Origin of the sequence: Postechiella marina (assembly GCF_039538365.1) — a bacterium.
GTDB lineage: Bacteria > Bacteroidota > Bacteroidia > Flavobacteriales > Flavobacteriaceae > Postechiella > Postechiella marina.
Genome location: NZ_BAABCA010000006.1, coordinates 311,427 through 335,239, shown reverse-complemented (window position 1 = coordinate 335,239; position 23,813 = coordinate 311,427). Strand labels below are relative to the sequence as shown.

Below are 23,813 nucleotides of genomic sequence, written 5' to 3'. Positions count from 1 at the left end.
CATGGATGCAAAGAAAATTCAAAATATAGAATTAAAATTCTTAACAGTTGATGATTTTGAAGAATTAAAAGCAGCAACTCTAGAGTCGTACGCAGGTGTACTTAATTCTTATTGGAAAAAGCATCATATAGAAGATTTAACGTCTATATTTCCAGAAGGTCAGGTTGTTATTAAAATAGATGGAGATATAGCTGGTTGTGCCTTGTCGCTTATTGTAGATTACGATACTATAGAAGACGAGCATACTTACGAAGATATTATTGGAGGCGAATCGTTTAAAAACCACGATCCAGAAGGCGATGTTTTATATGGCATAGATGTGTTTATAAAACCAGAATATCGCGGACTTCGTTTGGGGAGACGTCTTTACGATTACAGAAAAGAAGTTTGCGAAAATTTAAACTTAAAAAGCATTGTTTTTGGTGGGCGTATGCCTAATTACCATAAACATAAATCGTTTTCGCCTAAAGAATATATAGAAAAGGTAAAGCGGAAAGAAATTCACGATCCGGTTTTAAATTTTCAAATTTCGAACGATTTTCATCCCGTTCGTGTATTAAAAAATTATTTAGAAGGCGATACCGCATCAAGCGAGTATGCAGTTTTAATGGAGTGGGATAATATTTATTATGCCAAGCCAAATAAAAAGGCAAGTACCATAAAAACGGTGGTGCGATTAGGTTTAATACAGTGGCAAATGCGCCCTTATGCTGGCCTAGACGATTTAATGCAACAGGTTGAGTATTTTATAGATAGTGTAGCTGCTTACAGATCAGACTTTGCTGTATTTCCAGAGTTTTTTAATGCACCTTTAATGGCAGAGTTTAACCACTTGCACGAACCAGATGCTATTAGAGAGTTGGCCAAGTTTACAACCGTTATTGTTAATAAGTTAAAGCAATTATCTATATCGTATAACATAAATATTATTTCTGGTAGTATGCCAGAATTGGTAAACGATAAGCTGTATAATGTGGGGTATTTATGCAGAAGAGATGGTAGTTTTGAGCGTTACGAAAAAATACATGTAACGCCAGACGAAGCTAAGGTTTGGGGCATGCAACGTGGCGATAAGTTAAAAACTTTTGAAACAGATTGTGGTAAAATAGGAATTTTAATTTGTTACGATTCTGAGTTTCCTGAGCTGTCTAGATTACTCGCAGACGAAGGTATGGATATTTTGTTTGTGCCTTTTTTAACCGACACTCAAAACGGATATTCTCGTGTACGTTTATGCGCCCAAGCACGAGCAGTAGAAAACGAATGCTATGTAGCCATTGCAGGAAGTGTTGGTAATTTACCAAATGTAAATAATATGGATATTCAATATGCACAATCTGCTGTATTTACACCATGCGATTTTTCGTTTCCTAGTAATGGTATAAAAGCAGAAGCAACAACAAATACAGAAATGATTTTGGTTGCCGATGTCGATTTAAGTTTATTAAGAGAATTGCATTCTTTTGGCGCAGTAAAAAACTTAAAAGACAGACGTAAAGACGTTTACGATGTAATTCGTATAAAAAATAACAATAAAATATAAGTATTTAAATAATTAAAGTATAAATTTATAACTATATATAGTTTCACAATTTAGTAGCCTAATAAAACCAAATATTACCAAATCATGAAAAACAGAAACGATAATTTAAAACGCGTTATTGTAGATTTTAAAAAGCTAACACCAGAAATATTGGCTTTGTTAGTAGATAAATATCCTGACGGATATGATGATGATCATGTTATTGCTTTTAAAAATGCAAATAACGAATGGGTAGAATGTGTAGAGGTAACAACAGATACCACCAAATATTTAGTAAAGGTAAGTACCAAGTTAGAGTTAACTATGGAGAATTATGATGAAGATGATTATGAAGATTTTGCAGACAACGATCCGGAAGCAATACAGGATCCTAATATAGAAGGAAACGAATTATAAGAAAACGATTAAATATTTTTTAGACTTATGAGAACAGCTATTTTTAAATCTTATGAAGAAGGTTATTATAAATTTTGGTTCGAAAATGGAGAAGAATTAATGTTTGAAGACGTGCATCCACGCGTATTAAAACAATTTAATTTAAAAGAAGATGAGAATTTAGTAGACCAAGAATTTAAAATTACGTTTGTTGAAGACGAAGATGGAGACGATGTTTTTTACAGAGTAGAGAGCTTAAAACTAATAGCAGTCTAAATACTTTACTTTAAATGTTAAAATTAATATTATTTTAAAAATAATGAAATCTAAATAAAGAAAAGAAACGTACATGCAATAACTTGACTACTAGTGGTCTTACGGGTAAGATTGCTATAAGAAATTCGGGCTTGTGGTAGGCGTATTTTTCCGATAAATAATTTCAATTAATTTTTAAAATTTTATTAAAATGAAGACAAAAAATGTAATTTTATTAAGTGGTTTGGTTATTTCTCTATTTGTGTTTTCTGGCTTTAAAGCAGATACATTATTAAGAAATGAGGTTGCTATTGTAAACCAAGAGGTTTTTACTGTTACTGCAATTTATGACGGTAAAGAAGATTATGGATACAATTTTTTAATTAAAGATAAAGATGGTGACGAGCGTACATTAACTTGCCATGAAGTAGAAGAGACGGTTTTAAAGGCTTTTAATTTAAATTCTGAAGCTTTAATAGGTACAAAGTTTAAAGTAACCTACACGCAAGTTGTTAAAGTGTCGCAAGACGAAGACGGTAACGAAGACGAGGACGAAATAAATACTATTACAAAATTAGAAAAGTTGTAAGTTAACTTTTAAATAAATTATAATTTAGGCTTCCAATTTGGGAGCCTTTTTTATAAAAATTTCCCATAAAAACACGCCATAAACCACAAGGTACTCTATAGCAATAACCCATAAATTTTCAGATTTATCTGCCTTATTAATATTTACATAAGCGAGATAGCTTAAAATAATAACAAAACTCCACACTAGCGGGAATTTATATTTTGTAAAAACAGAGAGTATTAAAAGTGTTGCTATATACCAAGGGTGTACGGTTGTGGCTGTGAAATAATAAAACGATAATCCTAAAAGCATTACAGTTATAAGCTCGACTGTAGTTCTGTTTTTTCTAAAAAAAGTCATTATTAATAAAACAAGAACAACAATAATTGGCGTTGTTTTACCAATTATAGCAATTTCGTTCCAACCTCTAAAAAGATATCCAATTTCTCTGGCTATGTAATAGAAACTGGCGTTAAACTCGAAATTTTGAAACCATAGACTTACCGTTTTAGAATAGTTGCTTACAAATTGTGAAGAGAAAAAAGGAGCAAAAAGTATAACAGTTGTTATACCAACTATAGCATAAAAAAAGGTTAGCTTTTTAAGGTTTGTACGTAGATTTGTTTTAATCGATGTAGGTAAAGTATTTTCGCTATTTAGGGTTTTACGTTTTACAAAAAACTGAAAAAATAGAGGTAAAAAAATTAAAGGAATTAATTTAACAGATATAGATAAAGCTAAAACCACAGCAGCAAATTGCCATTTGCCAATATGTAGTAAATACAAACTCCAAATTAAAAAGAAAATCATAACACCTTCAAAATGCAGGTTACCTGTAAGTTCTATAATTATAAATGGATTTAATATATACCAAAAGATATTGTAAACAGGAATGTTTAGTTTTTCTAGTAGCTTTTTACCAAAAAAGAGTGTGCCAAAATCGGCTAGAATAATTATAATTCTAAAAACCATGACAGTTCCTAAAATACTTTTACCTGTAAGCAAACCTGCAATAGCAAAACACAGTTGGTTTACAGGAGGGTAATTGGTAAAATGGCTTCCGTTTAAAGTGCCCATGCCAGTATAAAGTTCTTGGGCTTGTGCTACAGGAAATTCGCCCGATGTTATAAACGATTCTACTGTGTTTAAATACGGATTAATGCCTTGTAATAGTATGCGTCCATCCCATATAAAACGATAAAAGTCTTGCGATAAATTTGGTACTGCCAAAATAAAAATGGCACGAAACAAGAAGGCTACCATAACCAAAGACTTAAAATTATGCTTGGTAGTTTGTACAAGTTTATAAAACAATGTAAATAAGGCTGTATAAAGCGTTAATAGTTTTATATAATCTGTACGTACTAAATGGTAAGCAAATATATAATAGAACAAGATAGAAGCAGCTACAAAAAGCAAAGGCAGCTTGTTTAATTTTATAAAATTTGGGTTTAAAAGCATGTGGTAAATATAGTATTATTTGTTTGTCTGCTTAATTTAGAATTACTTACTTGTTTATTTAGTTAGATATATGGTTTTTTCTGCGTTAGCGATAGAGCGGTATGTTTGAGCTCCCGACCTAAGGAGGAGCGAGTAGTGATAGCGAGACCCTTTTTGGGTAACGCCCTAATTTACTTTGTTTAAATGGCATAAAATTTATTTTAGGAGTTATATAAAAATAGTTTCGTGCCATAATTCTTATTGTTAGGTTAGGTTTTTTATTTTAGAGTTTTTTTTAATCAATTAGCTATATTTATTTAAAATGAAAACGGTCTTAATCTTTTTTTTAGGCATTATTTTTAATTTGAGTGCGCAAAATAGTGTGTTGTCTAATATTAAATTTTCGGGAGATTTTAGGTTTCGAGTAGAGCAAGATTGGAACTCTAGAAAATCTGATGGAACTTATAGAGACGACCGTTCTAGGTTGAGATATAGAGCTAGGTTAGGTGTGAATTACAAGTTTAACGATTGGGCAAATGTGGGGGTAAGAGTGCGTACCGGAGACCCAAAAAAGCAGCAAGACCCGCAAATTACTTTGGGAGACGCATCGAAAGAATTTGGAACATTGCCTATTGGTTTCGAAAAATTATTTTTTGAAGTCAAGCATAAAAACTTTTTGGGTTGGTTGGGCAAAAATACTTTTCCGTTTAAGAAAAATAACGAGCAGTTTTGGAGCGATAATGTGTACCCAGAAGGTGTGTTTTTAAAAAACAAGTTTGTATTAAACTCTAAGATGTTTAACGATGTAAACATTAGTATAGGCCATTTTATAGTAGCTACTTCTGGCGAGAGTTTGGATAACGATGGTTATTTTGAAGGTTTGCAAACTTCATGGACGATGTTTAATAAAAAACTTAGTTTATTTCCGTCTTTATATCTGTTTAAAAACATGCCTAATATTCCTGATGGTGATGCTACTTTTGTTTTCGATTATACCGTTTTTCATGTTGGCGGAGAATTAAGCTTATCTAAAAAACCGCTTATAAATTTAGAGGCTGATTATTACAATAATATTGAAGACTATAGCTCTACTACTAATATACCAAACCAATTAAAAAATGAGACTGAAGGTTTTGTAGCTGGTGTAAGTTATGGGGCTTTAAAAACAAAAGGCGATTGGTTTTTTAAACTAACTTATAATTATTTAGAACAGTATGCTGCAGTAGACTTTTTAGCGCAAAACGATTGGGTTAGGTGGGATTATTCGTCTTTTAATTCTCCAGATGGTAGGTTAACAAACTATAAAGGTACCGAATTTGTAACTGCTTATAAATTGAATAAAAACATGACGTTTAAAATGAAATGTTATTTTGTAGACCAACTTGTTGCTTATGGTAATTATAAAGAAAATGGTAATAGAATTCGTTTTGATTTTGATGTGAAATTTTAAACCTTAGAAGTTAAAGATTTAAAAAATACATAGCCAAAACCTAAAAATAACATAAGGTGAAAGGGAAATAACCCAAAATCGCCACCTTGATCGCCAACAACAAAAGCACTGTACATGCCAAATGCAAAATAAGACATAAGTAAGCCTTCGAAAATAACATTTACCGACACCGTTTTTTTAATGTATTTGTTATTTTTCCAATTGTCTTTTAACGAACTGATATTAAATTTTGGAGTGCGTACAAATTCACTTTTTTTACCAAAATGACCTTCTAAAACTGCAATAGAGTTGTGTAATGAAAAGCCCATGGCTATTGAGAAAAACACGAAAAACATGCCTAAATAGTTCATAAAGCCTTTTATGCCACCGCCATATATTTTTTTGTACATAATCCAATAACATATAAAAAATATTAAGGTGCTTAACACAAAAAAACTCATAACATAAAAATAGGCTTTTAAATGTGCGTATTCGTTTTTAATGTATAGCATGGGTATACTAAGTATGGCTACAATTAGTATGTTTAAAAACATGGTGCTATTTAGTAAATGCAATAGGCCATGCACTTTTGTTTTTGGAGATATGTTTTTGTTTTTTAAAACGCGCCAAAGCATTTTTCTAAAGTTTTCGGCACCGCCTTTATTCCATCTAAATTGTTGCGAGCGTGCTGCACTTATAACAATAGGTAACTCGGCTGGTGTTTCTACGTTTTCTAGATATTTAAATTTCCAGTTTTTTAATTGGGCGCGGTAGCTTAAATCTAGGTCTTCGGTAAGAGTATCTCCTTCCCAATTTCCAGCGTCAATAATACACTGTTTTCTCCAAATACCAGCTGTGCCATTAAAATTTATAAAATGTCCTTTGCTATTTCTGCCTACTTGCTCTAGTGTAAAATGGGCGTCGAGTGCAAAGGCTTGAATTTTTGTAAGAATAGAATAGTTACGGTTTATATGCCCCCAACGGGTTTGTACCACACCTATATTTTGGTCTTTAAAATAAGGCACTGTGCGTTTTAACCAATCTTTTTGTGGTAGAAAATCAGAGTCGAAAATGGCAATAAATTCGCCTTTAGCCACTTCTAAACCTTCTTTTAAAGCACCTGCCTTAAAACCTGTGCGGTTGGTACGACATATGTGCTGTATGTTTAACCCAGTTTTTTGTAAACGTTTTATTTGTAATGCTGTGGTTTGCACGGTCTCGTCTGTAGAGTCGTCGAGTACTTGAATTTCTAGTTTATTTTTGGGGTAATCTATTAAAGCAATATTATCTAACAAGCGCTCCATGACATACATTTCGTTATAAACGGGTAATTGTATGGTAACAAAAGGGATTTCGTTTGCTTTGGTAAGGTCGTATTTTGGGCTTTTACAAACCTGTTTTTGCGCAGATAAGTAATTAAATAATAAGTTTAATTGCGCCAATGCATACATAAAAATTAGCACTAGGGCAATGGTGTAAATTGTAATAACGATGCTATCTATAATCATTATTTTAAGCTGTATTTAAAAATCCAAGTTAATATTTTTACGCCTGCAAATATAGCGCCCTTTACGGTTCCAGAAACTTTAGAAACTCCAATTCTATTGCGGTAATTTACAGCAATTTCTTTGTAGGTTAATTTTTGTTTTATGGCTTTTAATTGCATTTCTACTGTCCAACCGTAAGTTTTGTCTTCCATGTTTAAACCAAGAAGTTTATCGTACTTAATGGCTCTAAAAGGGCCTAGGTCTGAGAAATTAGCTCTAAACATCATTCGCATTAATGAGGTTGCTAGCCAATTTCCAAAAATTTGAGGAAACGTCATAGAGCCTTCTTCTCTAAGTCGTTTTACTCGGGCACCAATTACAAAATCGATATTATGGTCTATTATTGGAGTTGTTATTTTTGTTAATTCTTCTGGATAATCGCTATAATCTCCATCAAGAAAAACAATAATGTCCGGTTTTTTGCTCTGCTTAGCAATATAGTCCATGCCTTTTAAACAAGCGTAGCCATAGCCTTTTCGACTTTCTGTTAAAACGGTAGCTCCTGCATTTTTTGCGTTAGCCTCTGTGAGGTCTGTAGAATTGTTGTTTACCACAATAACCTCGTCTACATGCGTAGGGATGTCTTTTATAACAAGGGCTATGGAGTCTGCTTCGTTATAAGCAGGAATTATGACTTTAATTATTGACATATATAATTTTGTAATGCAAAAATACAATAAGCTTAGACGTACATCAAGTAAATAACTAACAAGATGGCTATTTATATTTATTGATGATAAGCGTATTTGTGATAAATTTCAAGTTTATTTAATCTCTTAAATCATTTAGACTATTTTCCTTTTTAAAAGCTGCTAAATTTGTCCACTTTTTTATTTTAATTCCTGCCTTGTATTTGGTAGCAGAAATTATTTTTTCGTTTTTATACATGAGACAATAACCGTTTTTTTGATTGTTTTTTAATTGACACTTATGGGTAATTTCTCCTTTTTGATTATAAAACAGCCACCATTTGTTTTTTTGTCCGTTTATAAAATGTCCTTCGCTAGCCTTTTTTCCGTTTTCGTAATATAAATACCAGTACTTTGTTGCTTCGTTTTTATAAAAATGACCTTTTTTTTCTAGTTTACCATTGGGGTAATAAAATTTCCAGTATTTTGTTTTTTGGTCGTTTATTACCCAACCTTCAGACTTTAATACACCATTGTCGTAATAATTTTTTTTGTAAAATGTTTCTGTAGAAACATTAAATTGTATTAGAAGATATATGGTTATTATTAAGGTTTTCATTGGTGTTTAGAGTTTATATGAGCTTCTCGAAGACTTTTTTATTTTTTATTCACTAAATTCATTAAGTCAACATCGTTACCAAGTAACACATCAGTAGGATTTATACGTCCTTCTTCTGGTCCGTTTTCTAATTTTAAAACACCTCTTGGGCAAACAGCAGAACATACACCGCAGCCAACACAGCTAGAGCGTATAATGTTTTCTCCTTTTTGTGCATAAGCTCTAACATCGATACCTTGTTCGCAATATGTAGAACAGTTTCCGCAAGAAATGCATTGTCCGCCATTGGTTGTAATTCTAAATCTAGATTTAAAACGCTGTACAAAACCTAAATAAGCAGCCAATGGACATCCAAAACGACACCAAACGCGGTTTCCGAAAATAGGGTAGAAGCCTGTACCAATAACACCTGCAAATATAGCTCCTATTAAAAATCCGTAAATATCTTGAATGGTTTGTGTTTGAATACCTAGTATTTCTCCTTTGCCAGAGAAAAAGGTGTAAAGAGCAAAACCAGTCATTACTAAAACAAATACAAGTACAGAATGAATTATAATACGTTCTAGTCTCCAAGAAAGTAATGTTTTACTAGATAGTTGTCTGTACGGGTCTCCCAAAGTTTCGGCTAAACCACCACAACCACAAACCCAAGAACAGTACCATCTTTTTCCGAAGAAATATACCATTACAGGTACAACAACTATTGTTAAAATAATACCCCAAACTAAAATAAATAAGCCAAAAGCACCACTATCTAATAGTTCTTGTAAATTCCATTTAAAGAAGAAATCGTAATCAAGAGGAAAGGCATTTTTAAAATCGTACCAAGGTTTTTCAAAACGAACTAATATCTCAGGAATTAAAAAGGCAAATACAATTTGAAAGAATAAAACCGATGTTGTTCTTAATATTTGGTATTTGTTGTGGCGATATTTTATGTACATTCTCACAGCCATAACTGTCATTACTATACAATATAAAAACCCGTATAAAAACCATTGGCTAGCTGGGTTTCCGCTTATCGATTTACTAATAGGATCTACTAAATACACCCAGTTTACTATATAATCTGGATAAAAATAAAGTAGAATGTAAAAAGTAACTAAGAAAATAAAAGCGAACCAACCAATCCAACCACGATTAGTAGCTGCGTTTAAAAATATACCGTTGTTTTTTATCCCAGGTTTACCCAATAAAATAACATCTGGAATTATATACATTAAAGCTCCAATTATAGCTAAGCCAAAGGTTAAAAACCACATTAGCCAAGTATTGTTTACTGCTAAGCCTTTACCTGAAGTTTTAGCTAGAGAGAAGCTTATACTATGTAGTTTTCCTGAGATTTTATATTGAAATTGTTCTCCTTTTTTATCCCAGTTTTTTTCGGTATCATATTTTTTTATCAGGTTATCGTAATGCGCGTTCGATGTTGCGTAAGCCTGCCTTACTCGACTAGAAAATTCAAAAATATTTAAAGCATCATTAGTTACAATAGCTTTTTGTAATTCTCCAGCTATAATAGTGCTCTTATAATTTTTTTCTTTTAGAAAACTGTCTAATTGTTCTTGTTTTAAGTTAAAAGAGCCTAAAAATACAGTTGCTATAAAGATTCCCAATCCTATTAAGAAAAGGATTATACCGCTTTGTTTTATTAATTTCATATCTTATGCTTTGCTAAAAATGCGTTTCCAGCTTTTCTTTTTTAGTTTAATATTACTGTTGTTTTCTAGGTTAAATTTTGTTACGATTTCTTTTTCGTGAAGTTTGTAAAATTCTGGGTCGAAATTAGCATCAGCCAAATGTTCTAAAACATAATCGACACTTTGTTTTTCGTTTAAAACCTTATCGAAAAATTCATGACGCATACGTATCCCGAAGTTGTTAATGCCAATAAACTCACGACTATCTTTATCATAATTTATATGAATGCATTTTTTACCGCTTTCGTGTTCCCAATAAAAACGAGCTTCGTTTTCTTTAGGTTGCGCCCATACCCAACCGTAAGTTTGATATTCTATATCTATAAATTTTGCAGAGTTAAACCAATGTCCTGGCTTGTACTTAATACGGTTACCACAAATAGTTTGGGCAAGGGTTTCACCCATCATTCGTCCTGTATACCAAACTGCTTCAATAGGTCTGCGTTGGTCTATACCTTTATATTGCTCTGCACAATCGCCAATGGCATAAATATCTGGAATATTGGTTTCTAAAAACCTATTTACTTTAACACCTCGGCCTAACTCAATTTTAGAATCTTTTAAAAAATCAATATTAGGAGATACACCAGCGGTTAACCCCACAACATTGCATGTAATTTCTTCGCCTGTTTCTTGAATAATTACAGATTTTACCTGTCCGTTTTCATCCGAAACAATTTCTTTCAAGTTTGTAGAAAGACGCAAATCTATTCCAGCGCTCAATATTTCTTTATTAATCATATTGCTCTCGCCTTCTGGTAAAACACCATTCCAAAAACTATTTTCTCTAACCAAGAATGTTACAGGAATATGTCTAGAATGCAGCATTTCTGCCATTTCAATGCCTATTAAACCACCACCTACTATTACAGCGCGTTTGCACACTTTGTTATTTGGAGCGTATTTTTCTAGATTTTCTAAATCTTGCTTATGGTACATGCCCATAACACCTTTTAAATCTTGCCCTGGCCAACCAAATTTGTTGGGTTTACTACCAGTGGCTATTATAAGTTTATCGTATTTAAGTTTGTCACCTTCATTAAAATGAAGTGCTTTAGACTCCGTATCAACTTGTTTTACAATTCCTTTTTTTAGCTCTATTCTGTTTTTTTTCCAAAACCAGTTTTCATAGGGCTGTGTATGCTCAAATTTCATATGTCCCATGTAAACATACATAAGTGCAGTACGAGAAAAGAAATAATCTGTTTCGGCAGAAATAATGGTTATTCTTTTATCAGAAAGCTTTCTAATATGTCTGGCTGCAGTTACCCCAGATATTCCATTTCCAATAATTGCAATGTGTTCCATAATTTTGATTGTTATGTGGTATTAGGTCGTAGTTAAAGATAATAACTTATCTTAATGGTTTAATTTATAATGAATTTAAATAGCCTAGTATTTGTAAGGCTTAGCGCTTTTTTAAGACGCTAATTTTTTTTAAAACCATTGTAAGCTATCTAACATTTAGTGCGACCTATACACTGTAAATTTGCAATAAGAAATTTTAAGATTATGAGAAAAATAACAATTTTATTAGTATTAACTTTAATTTGGGTAAACGGTTTTTCGCAAGACCTAGATGCTTTTTTTAATAAGGCAGATGCTTTTTTTAAAACAAATGTAATCGAGGGAAAAGTAGCGTACTCTAAAATTCATTCTAACCCTGAAGCCTTAAATGCTGTTTTAAAAATGGCAGAAAGTATTTCGGTTTCCAAAAGTGATGCCAAAAACTACCAAGCCTTTTGGATTAACGCTTATAATTTAGCTGTTATAAAAGGGATTATAGATAATTATCCAACTAATTCTCCGCTTGATAATAAAGGTTTTTTTGATAAAACAACGTATAGTTTAGGAGGTAAAAGTATTACTTTAAATAATATAGAACACAAACTATTACGAGGTCATTTTAAAGATGCACGTTTTCATTTTGTATTGGTATGCGGTGCTTTAGGATGTCCTCCATTAATAAGTAAAGCGTATTTACCTAAAACTTTAGATGTACAATTAGAAACACAAACTAAAAAGGCTATAAATGGCGCTTTTTTAAGAGTTAATACGAAGAAAAAACGTGTTGAAGCCTCGCAAATTATGGAATGGTATAAAGAAGATTTTACAATGAATGGACAAAGTGAAATTGATTTTATAAACACATATAGAACCGAAAAATTAGATAAAAAATTTAAAATAAGCTACTTTCCATACAACTGGAAAGTTAATAAACAATAATAAACTAAAAAACCAAGTATAAAAATGAAAAAAATATTAGCCATAGTAACATTATTAGCGCTGCCTTTTTCGGGCTTTGCTCAAGAAGAAAAGGAAGAGAAAAGTAATATTCAAACATACACACCCTCAAAATTATTAAAAAAAGGCCAGTGGGATATAAAATGGTTTAATAATCTATATACAGAAACCAAAGAGCGCGTTAAAGGAATTAAAAGAGACAAAGACCGAGAAAACTATTTTACAACAAGTTTCGATATCTTTACAGGTATTTCTGAGACAAGTTCGTTAAACGTTGGTTTATTGTTCGATATTCGTTCTAATACCATTGGAGACAGAAGTGCTTTTGATGTTTTTGAATTTGATAGCGATAAAACTACAGCACGATCTGGTTTAACATCAATTGCTCCTGCTGTAAAATTTAATCCATTAAAAAAAGTGAGTAATTTTACTATACAAACCGCTTTTCATATTCCTTTAGTAGATAATGAAAGTGAAAACAGTGTGTTTTTAGACCAGACAGCTTACACATTTCAAAATCGCTTTTTCTACGATTATACTTTTCCTAGCGGAGACTGGCAGTTGTTTACAGAGTTAAATACAGAATATAATTTTGGAGACGAAGATAGTTTTGCAAATAAAACCTTTGTATTGGCTCCAGGTGTTTTTATGAGCTATTTTCCAAGTAAAGAAACTACCGTATTAGGTTTTGTACAGCATCAACAACGTATGGGCGATTTCGAACAAGATTATACCGCTTTAGGTTTTGGAGGTAAATATCAATTAACACAAGTTTTAAATCTGGAAGTTTTATACAGTAACTTTGTTAGAGGTGAAGATACAGGTTTAGGGCAATCTTTTAATATTGGTCTTAGAGCATTATTTTAATAATAAAATAAATAAACTAAATTAGAGGTTTAAAAGTAATTCTTAATGAAACTAATTAAACCTCTTTTTTTGTTTATTATAATAACGATACAGTCTTGTACAGGGCAAGTATCAAAAATAAATGGAATTAGTTTTGTTGCCTCTCGCGATAAAATTAACGAGAGACATGTTAGTCCAGTTGTTAATGTTAATGCTAATTACGCAGCCATTATGCCTTTTGGTTTTATTAGCAATTTATCGCATCCAGATATTAAATTTAATACAGAAAGACAATGGTTTGGAGAAACCAAAGTAGGTGCTAAGCATTACATCGAAACGCTTAAAAAGGCTAATATAAAAATTATGCTCAAGCCTCAAATATGGATTAGGAGAGGTGAGTTTACAGGCTATGTGAAAATGAAGAATGAAGCCGATTGGAAGGTGTTAGAAAAAGCATATTCTAATTTTATTTTAACATATGCACAATTAGCACAAGAAACAAACACCGAGATTTTTTGTATAGGCACAGAGTTAGAACAATTTGTAATTAATAGACCGGACTATTGGTTAGCCTTAATAAAAGAAATTAAAACAATTTACAAAGGAAAATTAACTTATGCTGCCAATTGGGATGAGTTTAAAAGAACGCCTTTTTGGAGTGAGTTAGATTATATTGGAGTTGATGCTTATTTTCCTGTATCTAGCGATAAAACTCCAAGCGTAGAAGCTTGTTTAAAAGGCTGGGAAGCGCATAAGTCGACTATACAATTGTTTTCAAAACGTTATAATAAACCCATTTTATTTACAGAGTATGGCTATAGAAGTGTCGATTTTTCTGCAAAAGAACCTTGGGCGAGCGATAGGAATATGACGCAGGTAAACTTAGAAGCACAAACTAATGCTACAAAAGCTTTATTTGAAACCTTTTGGAGCGAAGATTGGTTTGCTGGTGGTTTTATATGGAAATGGCATCATAATTACGAAAGCTCTGGAGGCAAAAATAATTCTAGATTTACACCCCAAAACAAACCTGTAGAGGCATTGTTAAAAAAACAGTATGGTTTAAAATGAAATATTTAAAGTACTTAGTAACTTGTTTTCTGTTGTTTTTGTCTTGCGAAACCGATCTAGACGATAATGCTTTAATAACACTGTCTACTTACATAAATAACCAAAATTACGAACTAGGAGCTGTAATTGCTTGTGCTGCTAGCGACGAAAACACAAACGATGTGTTAACCTTTTATTACCCAGAAGCTGGCGCTATAAACATTAGGTTTTACGAAACTTTAAATAGTGATGTAGATAAACTAGATTTTTCTAAATATACTCAGGTTTTTATTGAAAGTGAACCTTTTTTTAATGGGTATTTAGGTAAGTTTACTCAGAGTAACGTTGCTGAAAAATGGATTATAATTACTTTTGAGTTAAATAATGAGATTAAAATATCTAACCCTATTCGTTCTAAGCAAATAACAAAACCAACGGTTTGGACAAACGAGGTGGTTATAGATCAAACCCAGTCTGGTATGCCAAATTTTACATGGCAAAATAATGCGGTTGGAGATAATGCTATTTATTTTCAGGTAATTTCAGATAATCAAAATAATTTGTTATCAGGTACTTATACATATCAAAATCAGTTTCAATATTATAATACCAGTAATGTAGTTCTTAATGTAACCACACAAGATCCTCCAGATTTAATTCTAGGAGATGCATATAATTTTACATTAATGGATGTTAGTCAAGATAATTGGGTAAATTGGGTCGTGTTAAAAACGTTTGAATCTCAATGATAAAAAAATACATCATTTTCTTTTTTATAAATTTTATTGGTTTTTGCCTACTGGCGCAAAACAATATTGTTGATGATGTAAAAATTCAGGGTAATAAAAAAATAAAAGCATCGTTTTTAAAGCATATTTCTGTACTTAAACCTAATGCAAAATTAGACTCATTAATTATCGAGCAAGATATTATTAGGCTTAAACGTTTACCTGCGGTTTCTCATGCCTATTATCAGGTGTTTAAATCTCATGATAATCACTATAATGTCTTTTATAACATTGAAGAAAACTTTACCTTAATTCCTAATTTAAGTTTATACACGACTAATAACGATGAGTTTGCTTATAGAATAGGTGTTACCGAGTATAATTTATTTGGAAGCAATATAGGTTTAGGTGTTTTTTATCAAAAAGATGTTTACGATTCTTATGCTGTAAATTTTAGGGCGCCTTATTTATTTTCTAACACATTTGGTTTAGCAATAAATTATCAAGATTTAACAACACAAGAGCCTGTTTTTTTTGATAACACAACTGCCAATTATAAATATAATAACACCTCTATAGAAGCATTAGGACTTTACGAACTAAATTTTAAAAATAGAATAGAGTTTGGTTTTAATTATTTTGTTGAAGACTATAATTATAAATCTGGAGCAACAAACCCAAACGTACCACAAGAGTTAAATGTAGATAAATGGTTGGTTAAAGGTATTTATGAGTTTAATAATTTAAATTATAATTACCAATATGTTTCTGGTTTTAGAAACATGCTTAATTTACAATATGTAACATCTACAGATGATGCTTTACAAGATTTTTTTATTGGCTGGAACGATTTTTATTATTTTAAAAGATTAGGTGCTAAAGGAAATTGGGCAAATAGAATGAGAATAGGCTTTTCTAAAAACGATAAAACACCATTTGCACCTTTTTCTGTAGATAATAATATAAACATAAGAGGTGTTGGTAATACTATTGACAGAGGCACAGGGTCTATTGTTTTTAATACCGAATATAGATATACACTTTACGATAAAAATTGGTTTTGTTTACAGGGTAATACCTTTGTAGATGCTGGAACATGGAGAAACCCAGGCGGAAACTTAAGCGATTTAACCAATAGCGATAATATAAAACTGTATTCTGGAATAGGTATGCGTTTTATTCACAAAAAAATATATAATGCTATTTTTAGAATAGACTATGGCTTTGGTCTCACAAAAGGTGAGACCAAAGGTCTAGTTTTTGGAATTGGTCAGTATTTTTAAAAATTTACTAGTCTAATACAACTATTAAATCTTCAGCATTTACCATAAATCCTGTTTTTAATACAATTTTCTTTACTGTAGCATCTTTCGTGGCAGTAATAGTAGTCTCCATTTTCATGGCTTCAATAATAAACAAAGGTTGATTTTTTGTTACTTTTTCTCCCTTTTTCACTAAAATTGTAGATAGCATGCCTTGTAATGGAGCACCAATTTGGTTATCATCTGCTTTATCTACTTTTATATTTTCGGTCTTATCTATTTTTATAGATGTATCTTTAATTTCAACACTACGTCCTTGACCGTTAACTTTAAAATAAACCGTAACAATACCACTTTCATTTGCTTTACCTATCGAGTCTAAAGTAATAAGTAGCGTTTTTCCTCGGTCTAATTCTATAATAATTTCTTCGCCTATTTCCATGCCATAAAAGAAATTTTTGGTAGGCAAATTCATTAAATTATCATATTTTAAATGCTTGTTAAAAGCATCTGTAAATACTTTTGGGTAAAGTTGATAAGATAAAAAATCGGTGTAATCAATAGTTCTACTTAAATCGTGTTCAAATATTTTTTTGAAAGCTTTATACTCCTTTTCAATATCTAATGGCGGTATGTGTGCATTGGGTCTGTCTGTAAAAGGTTTTTGATCTTTTAAAATAAGATTTTGCAACGCTTTAGGGAATCCGCCAACAGGTTGACCTAATTGTCCTTTAAACAAATCGACAACAGATTGCGGAAAAGAAATACTGTCGCCACGTTCTATAACATCTTGTATAGTTAGGTTGTTACTTACTAAATATTGCGCCATGTCTCCAACAACCTTAGAGCTTGGAGTTACTTTAATAATATCGCCAAATAAGGTGTTTACTTCGCCATACATTTTAGTAATTTCGTGAAAACGATCTTCTAAGCCTAAAGCTTGTGCTTGTGGTTTTAAATTAGAGTATTGTCCGCCTGGTATTTCATGTTTAAATACTTCGCCAGAACCCGATTTTAAACCAGATTCAAAAGGATAGTAATAAGTTCTTACAGCTTCCCAATAATTAGAGTATTCGTTTAAAGAGTCTATATTAATCGAGCTTGCTCTGTCTTGAAATTTCATCATTTCTACAACCGAGTTAAAGTTAGGTTGAGACGTTAATCCAGATAAACCTCCTAAGGCAACATCTACAACATCTACACCAGCCTCTATGGCTTTTAAATAGGTTGCCGATTGTATGGATGATGTATCGTGTGTATGTAAATGAATAGGAATTTTTAATTCAGATTTTAAAGCCGATATAAGTTCGTAAGCAGCATAAGGTTTTAATAAACCAGCCATATCTTTTACACCTAAAATATGGGCACCTGCGCCTTCAATTTCTTTTGCTAAGTTTACGTAATATTTTAAGTTATATTTTGTGTTTTCTGGGTTTAAAATATCGTTGGTGTAACATATAGAGCCTTCAGCCAAACCACCAGTGCGTGCTCTTACATGCTCTATACAAGGTCCTAGCGATTGCATCCAGTTAAGCGAGTCAAAAATTCTAAATACATCTACGCCATTTTCCCAAGATTGTTCAACAAATTCTCCTATTAAATTATCTGAATAGGCTTTGTAACCCACGCCATTAGATCCGCGAATAAGCATTTGTAGTAATACGTTTGGCATGGCTTTACGTAAAGCACGTAAACGCTCCCAAGGGTTTTCTTGAAGAAACCGTAAACACACATCAAAAGTGGCGCCTCCCCAAACTTCCATGCTAAAAATGTCTGGATGGTTTTTTGCATAACCTTCAGCAACCTTCATCATATCGTAAGTACGCATACGTGTGGCTAGCAAACTTTGATGTGCATCACGCATGGTTGTGTCTGTAAAATGTACTTTCTTTTCGTTTATTAACCATTGCGAAAATTTTTCTGGACCAAGCTTGGTTAGCAAATCTTTAGTGCCTTCTGGGTACCTGGCTTCAGTATCAAATTTAGGTACTTTAGGTAGTACAAAAGTTTTAGAATTGTCCTTCTTTTTTACATCAGCATTTCCATTAACAATAATGTCTCCTAAATACGTAATAAGTTTAGTTGCTCTGTTTCTTGGCGCTTTAAAAATAAATAAGTCTGGATTAGATTTAATAAAGTTAACCGTTACTTTGCCTTGTCTAAAAGTGTCGTGTTTTAAAATATTATCAAGAAAAGGCATGTTGGTTTTTACGCCTCTAATTCTAAACTCGGCTAAAGCACGACGTATTTTTCTGCTAGCACCTTCTAGAGTTGTGCTATTAGCGGTTACTTTTACCAACATAGAATCAAAAAACGGAGAAATAGTTGCGCCTTGATATATACTACCAGCGTCTAACCTAATACCAAAACCAGAAGCACTTCTATAAGCGCTAACAGTACCGTAATCTGGTTTAAAATCGTTTTGAGGGTCTTCTGTCGTAATTCTACATTGTAACGCATAGCCATTTATTTTTATAGAATCTTGGCTGCCAATTTTAATTTGCTCATCTGCTAGTTTATAGCCATTGGCAATATTTATTTGTGTTTTTATTAAATCTATATTAGTAATTACTTCGGTTACCGTATGTTCTACTTGTACACGTGGGTTTACTTCTATAAAATAAATAGAACCATCATCGTCTACCAAAAACTCTACTGTACCAATATTATTATAGTTTACAGCTTTACATATTTTAATAGCATAATTGTATAAAGCTTGTTTTGTTTCTTCTTTTAAACCAAAAGAAGGGGCAAATTCTATTACTTTTTGGTAACGTCTTTGTACAGAGCAATCTCTTTCAAATAAATGTACCGTGTTACCATAATTATCTGCAACAATTTGTATCTCTATATGTTTAGGATTTTCTACAAATTTTTCTAAAAAAACGGTGTCGTCACCAAATGCATTTAATGCTTCGCGTTTACTTTCGTTAAAAGCACTTTTTAGTTCATCTTCTTTTCTTATAACGCGCATGCCTCGTCCACCACCACCAGACGCTGCTTTAAGCATAATTGGGTAGCCTATTTTTTTAGCTTCGGTAATGGCTACATCAATACTTGTTAAAGGGTTTTTGTTACTTTGTATAATAGGGATGTTGTTAGCTACAGCTACCTTTTTAGCTGTAATTTTATCGCCTAATGCTTTTAAAACAGATACCTTGGGGCCAATAAAAATAATATTGTTGTCTTCGCAGGCTTGAGCTAAATCTGCATTTTCAGATAGAAACCCGTAACCAGGATGTATAGCGTCTACACCATTTTTTAAAGCTACTTTTATAATAGCATTAATATTTAAATATGGCTTTAAAGGCTCGTTATCTTGTCCTATTTGGTAAGATTCATCAGCTTTGTATCTATGTAAAGAGTAGCGGTCTTCAAAGGTGTAAATTCCAACAGTTTTTACATTAATTTCTGTGCAAGCTCTAAAAATTCTAATAGCGATTTCTCCGCGATTGGCAACAAGTACTTTTTTAATTTTCAATGGAATAGTTTTTTTAGTCTATAAATAGTTTTTCCTAAAATAGCTAACATTTAGCGATAATTAAAATGTTTGAAGTAATAGTTTTTAAGTATTTTCTATTAATAATAATTTAATATGAAGTTTGCTTATTTTTAATAGATTCTATTAATTTTGCTTAAAAAGATTTATGCGCGTTTTAGCAATAGGAGATATACATGGTGGGTTAAAGGCATTAATACAACTTTTAAATAAGTTAGAGGTTAAAGATGACGATACTCTAATTTTTATGGGAGATTATGTAGATGGTTGGAGCGAATCTGCTCAAGTTATAGAGTTTTTAATAGAGCTTTCTCAAACCATAAAGTGTGTTTTTATAAAAGGAAACCACGATGTTTGGTGCGAAAACTATTTAAGAGAAGGAGAGGTTAATCCAACATGGTATATACACGGTGGAAAAGAAACTATGGAAAGTTATTCAGGTTTTTCTGCAGAAGAAAAAAGTAAACATTTAGAGTTTTTTGAAAATTTAAGAATGTATTATTTAGATAGTAAAAATAGACTGTTTTTACATGCTGGATTTACATCTATGCATGGGGCAGAAAAAGAGACTTTTAAAGAAACACTTTATTTTGATAGAACTCTTTGGGAAATGACTTTGGCTATAGACAAAAATATTGCTGTAGATGATGTTATTTATCCTAAGCGTTTAAAACATTACAAAGAAATTTATATAGGCCATACACCTACAACCAATTTTAATGTAGATGTGCCAATGAACGCGGTTAATATCTGGAATGTAGATACAGGTGCTGCTTTTCGCGGTAAAATAACAGGTATGGATATAGACACCAAGGCCTTTTTACAAAGCGATGCTGTATATACTTTATACCCAGACGAAAAAGGAAGAAATAAAGATTAATTTACTCTATACTCTTAAAATCTTTAATGGCTTGGTTTGGCTCTATAACATTATAACCTTTCCAGAAATCCGGATTGTATTTAGGTAAATAAATAGGGCTTGTTTTGGGTTTTTCTGTAAAATTATTAAACAGACTTTCTGTAATAGGCTCGTCTTCAAAAACTACCAATTCGTTTTTATGTCTGTTAGATATTATAAAATGAATGTCTGAAGACAATTCGTTTTGCTTTCTTCGGCCTTTAGTATGTTTGTTTTTTTCAATAATGGCCAAAGGTCTTTTTATTCCAAATGTAGAACCTTCCTCAATATCGGCATATTTTAAACTGTATTTATCTGTACTTATTTTCGAGTAAATAAAGGTGCCTTTTTTTAAATATTTACTATAAGAAATACCTAAAAGCCTAAAGTTTTTTAAAGCTTTTACATTTTCGTAATCTAGCCTAACAATAGCAAAATCGTCTGCGTTTATATAAATTGTGCCTTTGTAGTCTTCTTTTCGCTTGGGTGTAAAAGTTATTTTATAAACAAAGTTGTCGTTTAAAAAACTATAGTCTTCAATTTTAAAATGATACCTGTTTGGCTTTTCTAAAAAATTTAAATCACTGTCTTCAAAAAGAAAACTCGTATTCTGTAAGTCTGCAATAGAAGATTTTCTATAATTTAAAAAGTTTTTTTTACGTGCAGCTTCATTTTTCTTTTTCTGCTCTATAAAAGCTTCTGTTTGCTCTATTTCTTCTTGTTTATTACTTTCAAAAAAACTAGAGTCTATACTTTCTTTTGTACCAAAAAGCCCCGATTTAATTTTAAAATATGAGTCGCGTTTTACATACTTTTTTACAATAGAATTAAATTTTTCTTCAAACCCTTCCAAAGATACTTGTTTACTTTTATCATATAGGTGCGACGCCTTTATAATATCTAGTTTAAAAGATTCGTCTTGGTTAGATTTACCATACAAATCGGCAAGTATTTCTGTATAATCGTCTGCATTTTTAGGCATGGCTAATAATATGCTATCTACAAATTTTTGATTAAATTCTGGAATGGTAGATTTTTTAATGTCAACTTCGTTTTTCGTCATATTAGAAAAATCAGAAGCTCTGTAAAATAACCTGCTTTTTATATAATTAAATTCGTAATTGGTATTTAAGTTTTCTTTGGCTTTTTCAATAATTTCTTCTGCAGTGTAGTTTTTGTTCGATAATAAAACCTCATTTAGTTCAATAGACTCAGGACTTAGTAAAACAATACTGTCTGTAAATGTATGTGTTAAATAACGTTTTGTTTTGTAGCCTAAACACCTAATAAATATAGAGTCTTTTTTTGATGGTTTTTTTCTAAAATGTATTACAAAATTACCAGAGCTATTACTTATTACACCCGAGTTTTTTGTTGTAGAAATGGTAGCAAAAGGAATAGGTTTTTTAGATAATGAATCTATTAATTTAGCGCCAATAGACTGCTCTTGTGCATGCAATTGAAACGTTAAAAAGGATAAACTTAAAAGTGCAAAGTAAAAATGTTTCATTCTAATTGTCTTTATAATTGATGATGTTATAAAAGTAGACGATTAAATGAGTTTTTTGTAACAATTATAATTTTGTTAAGTGAAATTTATTAGTTTTTAACACTAACATGCTTAAGGTAATAGTCGTTTAAATGCTTAGGCGAAGCTCCAAACATTTTTTTTAAATGAATAGTCCAATAATGAAACTGAAGCCTAAAAACGCCATTGGTGTTATAGCACCGTGCAGAGGTTGTTAACCAATGTTGAATAACTACAAATTGCTTACAATCGTAAAGTTTTCTTATTAAATCGTTGTCTTCGTAAATGGTAAACGTTTCGTTAAAGCCACCAACTTTATAAAACAATGTTTTTGTTACAAACAAACTTTGGTCGCCACCTCTAAACGATTTTAAAGAGAATTGCGTAAACCAACCAGCAAGCTTTAGCCATATGTGGTTCGAGTCGAATTTCATTTTAAAACAGCCAGCTAAATTGTTTTTGTTTACTTGGTTTACAATAAGTTTATCGAAGCCTTTTGGAGGGTAAGAATCTGCGTGTAAAAAATAAAGGATACTGCCTTTTGCAATTCTAGCGCCCGCATTCATTTGTTTGGCGCGTCCTTTTTTAGAGTGAACTAAAGTGATGTGTATTTTAGTTTTTAATTTGGCATTTTTAACACCTGTGCAAGTCTCGTCTTGGCTGCCACCATCAACAATTATAAGTTCTAAAATATTTTTTTCTGAACCATTTTTTACAAGATAGCTTAATAAATTAACGATGCGATCTGCTTCATTATAAACGGGAATAATAACAGATATTTTACTCATTTAAACTCCAATTATAATCTTTATATGTTTTTCTCGCTTTCGCGGATATTTTAACGTGAGAATATTGGTTTAAAAAATCGATTAAATTTCCACTTTGTTTAAAATCTTTGATAAACCATTGGAAAATTTTTGATAGTTCGATGCTGTTTTTAGAAATATAATTACGTTTTGCATCTGCTAAAAAGTCTTTGGTTGCTGTTGTTAATTGTGCATCTATATTTGACGCTGTGTATGCAATATTAGATAATTTTGGACAAGAAAACGAAGCGCAAACAATAGCAAAATGAATACGAGGTTCGTTAAGTTTTCTTAATATATTGTGCTCAATATCATTGAGGTTGTACCATTTATTGCCAAGTTTCCAAAACCGACGCTCCCAAGGTTTTTTAATGTCTTTTATGCTTTTTACGGGATAATGGCGTAAAATTAAATCTATGGTCAAGGCGTTGTATGCGTTAATCCAATAGGCCAGTTTGTCTTCTTTACTCCAAGAGTTTTCTGGTGTGTTTTGGCCAAGGTATGTTATGTAGCTTAGTAAATGGGCTCTTTTTGTTTTAAGGGCTTTATAATTTACAAGTCCGTTTTTAGATACATATTTTTGTAGTAAAGTATTAAAATCTTTATGATGAGGTTTTTTTATAGACCCTTTTATAGGGGTTGTAGCAGGAGAAGAAATAACATTTTTGGGTGTTTTAATAGTATCTTTTTGTTTAGTGGTTTTATGCCAGACTTTAGAAGCAATTGTGGTGTTTGTTTTTGGGGCTTCTGCTCCCTCTTTTTGCGCCTTAATAACATTGTGTTTTGTGCTAGAACAGGCGGTAATAAAAAAAAGAATTAAAATGAATTGTAGGTGTTTCATTAA

Annotated in this window: 21 protein-coding genes; 11 read left to right on the top strand and 10 right to left on the bottom strand. The window is 31.7% G+C overall.

Features of this window, described 5'->3' with window-relative positions; genetic code table 11:
* Position 1 precedes the first annotated feature (1 nt).
* The 4 genes from ABD715_RS15105 (at position 2) to ABD715_RS15090 (ending at position 2,762) form a co-directional block, all read left to right on the top strand.
* On the top strand, positions 2–1,543 hold the full coding sequence (locus ABD715_RS15105; RefSeq protein WP_344789143.1) for a bifunctional GNAT family N-acetyltransferase/carbon-nitrogen hydrolase family protein: 1,542 nt from the start codon (positions 2–4) through the stop codon (positions 1,541–1,543).
* An 84-nt stretch (positions 1,544–1,627) separates the two neighbouring features.
* Positions 1,628–1,939 carry a hypothetical protein gene (locus tag ABD715_RS15100; RefSeq protein WP_344789142.1) on the top strand — a complete coding sequence of 104 codons (312 nt, stop codon included), beginning with the start codon at positions 1,628–1,630 and terminating at the stop codon, positions 1,937–1,939.
* Between the two features lie 27 nt (positions 1,940–1,966).
* Positions 1,967–2,194 carry a hypothetical protein gene (locus tag ABD715_RS15095; RefSeq protein WP_344789141.1) on the top strand — a complete coding sequence of 76 codons (228 nt, stop codon included), beginning with the start codon at positions 1,967–1,969 and terminating at the stop codon, positions 2,192–2,194.
* A gap of 190 nt (positions 2,195–2,384) precedes the next feature.
* The gene (locus tag ABD715_RS15090) at positions 2,385–2,762 is read left to right on the top strand and encodes a hypothetical protein (protein ID WP_344789140.1); all 378 of its coding nucleotides are present in this window, start codon (positions 2,385–2,387) and stop codon (positions 2,760–2,762) included.
* 24 nt (positions 2,763–2,786) lie between these two features.
* On the opposite strand, the gene ABD715_RS15085 is transcribed toward ABD715_RS15090, so the two are convergent.
* A complete protein-coding gene (locus ABD715_RS15085; protein ID WP_344789139.1) occupies positions 2,787–4,205 on the bottom strand; it encodes an MptA/MptB family glycosyltransferase in 1,419 nt (472 codons plus the stop codon).
* Between the two features lie 301 nt (positions 4,206–4,506).
* Between ABD715_RS15085 and ABD715_RS15080 the strand changes: the two genes are divergently transcribed.
* A complete protein-coding gene (locus ABD715_RS15080; protein WP_344789138.1) occupies positions 4,507–5,634 on the top strand; it encodes a putative porin in 1,128 nt (375 codons plus the stop codon).
* Here ABD715_RS15080 and ABD715_RS15075 read toward each other — a convergent pair.
* From ABD715_RS15075 to ABD715_RS15055, 5 genes are all read right to left on the bottom strand, one after another.
* Positions 5,631–7,121 carry a cellulose synthase family protein gene (locus ABD715_RS15075; RefSeq protein ID WP_344789136.1) on the bottom strand — a complete coding sequence of 497 codons (1,491 nt, stop codon included), beginning with the start codon at positions 7,119–7,121 and terminating at the stop codon, positions 5,631–5,633. The genes ABD715_RS15080 and ABD715_RS15075 overlap by 4 nt on opposite strands.
* Positions 7,121–7,810, bottom strand: coding sequence for a glycosyltransferase family 2 protein (locus ABD715_RS15070; RefSeq protein WP_344789135.1), 690 nt, complete (start codon positions 7,808–7,810; stop codon positions 7,121–7,123). Before ABD715_RS15070 ends, ABD715_RS15075 begins: the two co-directional genes overlap by 1 nt.
* Positions 7,811–7,928: 118 nt before the next feature.
* On the bottom strand, positions 7,929–8,408 hold the full coding sequence (locus ABD715_RS15065) for a toxin-antitoxin system YwqK family antitoxin (protein ID WP_344789134.1): 480 nt from the start codon (positions 8,406–8,408) through the stop codon (positions 7,929–7,931).
* 38 nt (positions 8,409–8,446) lie between these two features.
* Entirely contained in the window at positions 8,447–10,069 is a 1,623-nt protein-coding gene (locus ABD715_RS15060) for a 4Fe-4S binding protein (protein ID WP_344789132.1), read from the bottom strand.
* A 3-nt stretch (positions 10,070–10,072) separates the two neighbouring features.
* Entirely contained in the window at positions 10,073–11,416 is a 1,344-nt protein-coding gene (locus tag ABD715_RS15055; protein WP_344789131.1) for an NAD(P)/FAD-dependent oxidoreductase, read from the bottom strand.
* A 204-nt stretch (positions 11,417–11,620) separates the two neighbouring features.
* Here ABD715_RS15055 and ABD715_RS15050 point away from each other — a divergent pair, with 204 nt between their 5' ends.
* The 5 genes from ABD715_RS15050 to ABD715_RS15030 are packed head-to-tail and all read left to right on the top strand — an operon-like array spanning position 11,621 to position 16,259.
* The gene (locus ABD715_RS15050; protein WP_344789130.1) at positions 11,621–12,334 is read left to right on the top strand and encodes a DUF547 domain-containing protein; all 714 of its coding nucleotides are present in this window, start codon (positions 11,621–11,623) and stop codon (positions 12,332–12,334) included.
* A 24-nt stretch (positions 12,335–12,358) separates the two neighbouring features.
* Positions 12,359–13,219: a transporter gene (locus tag ABD715_RS15045; protein ID WP_344789129.1), complete on the top strand. Its 861-nt coding sequence runs from the start codon at positions 12,359–12,361 to the stop codon at positions 13,217–13,219.
* 45 nt (positions 13,220–13,264) lie between these two features.
* Positions 13,265–14,269, top strand: a complete 1,005-nt coding sequence (locus ABD715_RS15040) for a glycoside hydrolase family 113 (RefSeq protein WP_344789128.1) — start codon at positions 13,265–13,267, stop codon at positions 14,267–14,269.
* The gene (locus tag ABD715_RS15035; protein WP_344789127.1) at positions 14,266–14,997 is read left to right on the top strand and encodes a hypothetical protein; all 732 of its coding nucleotides are present in this window, start codon (positions 14,266–14,268) and stop codon (positions 14,995–14,997) included. The genes ABD715_RS15040 and ABD715_RS15035 overlap by 4 nt, the downstream gene beginning before the upstream one ends.
* Positions 14,994–16,259 (top strand): BamA/TamA family outer membrane protein, encoded by a 1,266-nt coding sequence (locus ABD715_RS15030; RefSeq protein WP_344789126.1) that lies wholly within the window; start codon positions 14,994–14,996, stop codon positions 16,257–16,259. Before ABD715_RS15035 ends, ABD715_RS15030 begins: the two co-directional genes overlap by 4 nt.
* Before the next feature lie 7 nt (positions 16,260–16,266).
* Here ABD715_RS15030 and ABD715_RS15025 read toward each other — a convergent pair whose 3' ends face one another.
* Entirely contained in the window at positions 16,267–19,719 is a 3,453-nt protein-coding gene (locus ABD715_RS15025; protein WP_344789125.1) for a pyruvate carboxylase, read from the bottom strand.
* Between the two features lie 166 nt (positions 19,720–19,885).
* Here ABD715_RS15025 and ABD715_RS15020 point away from each other — a divergent pair, with 166 nt between their 5' ends.
* A complete protein-coding gene (locus ABD715_RS15020) occupies positions 19,886–20,617 on the top strand; it encodes a metallophosphoesterase family protein (RefSeq protein ID WP_344789124.1) in 732 nt (243 codons plus the stop codon).
* Between the two features lies 1 nt (position 20,618).
* On the opposite strand, the gene ABD715_RS15015 is transcribed toward ABD715_RS15020, so the two are convergent.
* The 3 genes from ABD715_RS15015 to ABD715_RS15005 form a co-directional block, all read right to left on the bottom strand.
* The gene (locus ABD715_RS15015) at positions 20,619–22,145 is read right to left on the bottom strand and encodes a carboxypeptidase-like regulatory domain-containing protein (protein ID WP_344789123.1); all 1,527 of its coding nucleotides are present in this window, start codon (positions 22,143–22,145) and stop codon (positions 20,619–20,621) included.
* Between the two features lie 89 nt (positions 22,146–22,234).
* Positions 22,235–22,951: a TIGR04283 family arsenosugar biosynthesis glycosyltransferase gene (locus ABD715_RS15010; protein WP_344789122.1), complete on the bottom strand. Its 717-nt coding sequence runs from the start codon at positions 22,949–22,951 to the stop codon at positions 22,235–22,237.
* Positions 22,944–23,810, bottom strand: coding sequence for a DUF547 domain-containing protein (locus ABD715_RS15005; protein ID WP_344789121.1), 867 nt, complete (start codon positions 23,808–23,810; stop codon positions 22,944–22,946). Before ABD715_RS15005 ends, ABD715_RS15010 begins: the two co-directional genes overlap by 8 nt.
* Positions 23,811–23,813: the final 3 nt, after the last annotated feature.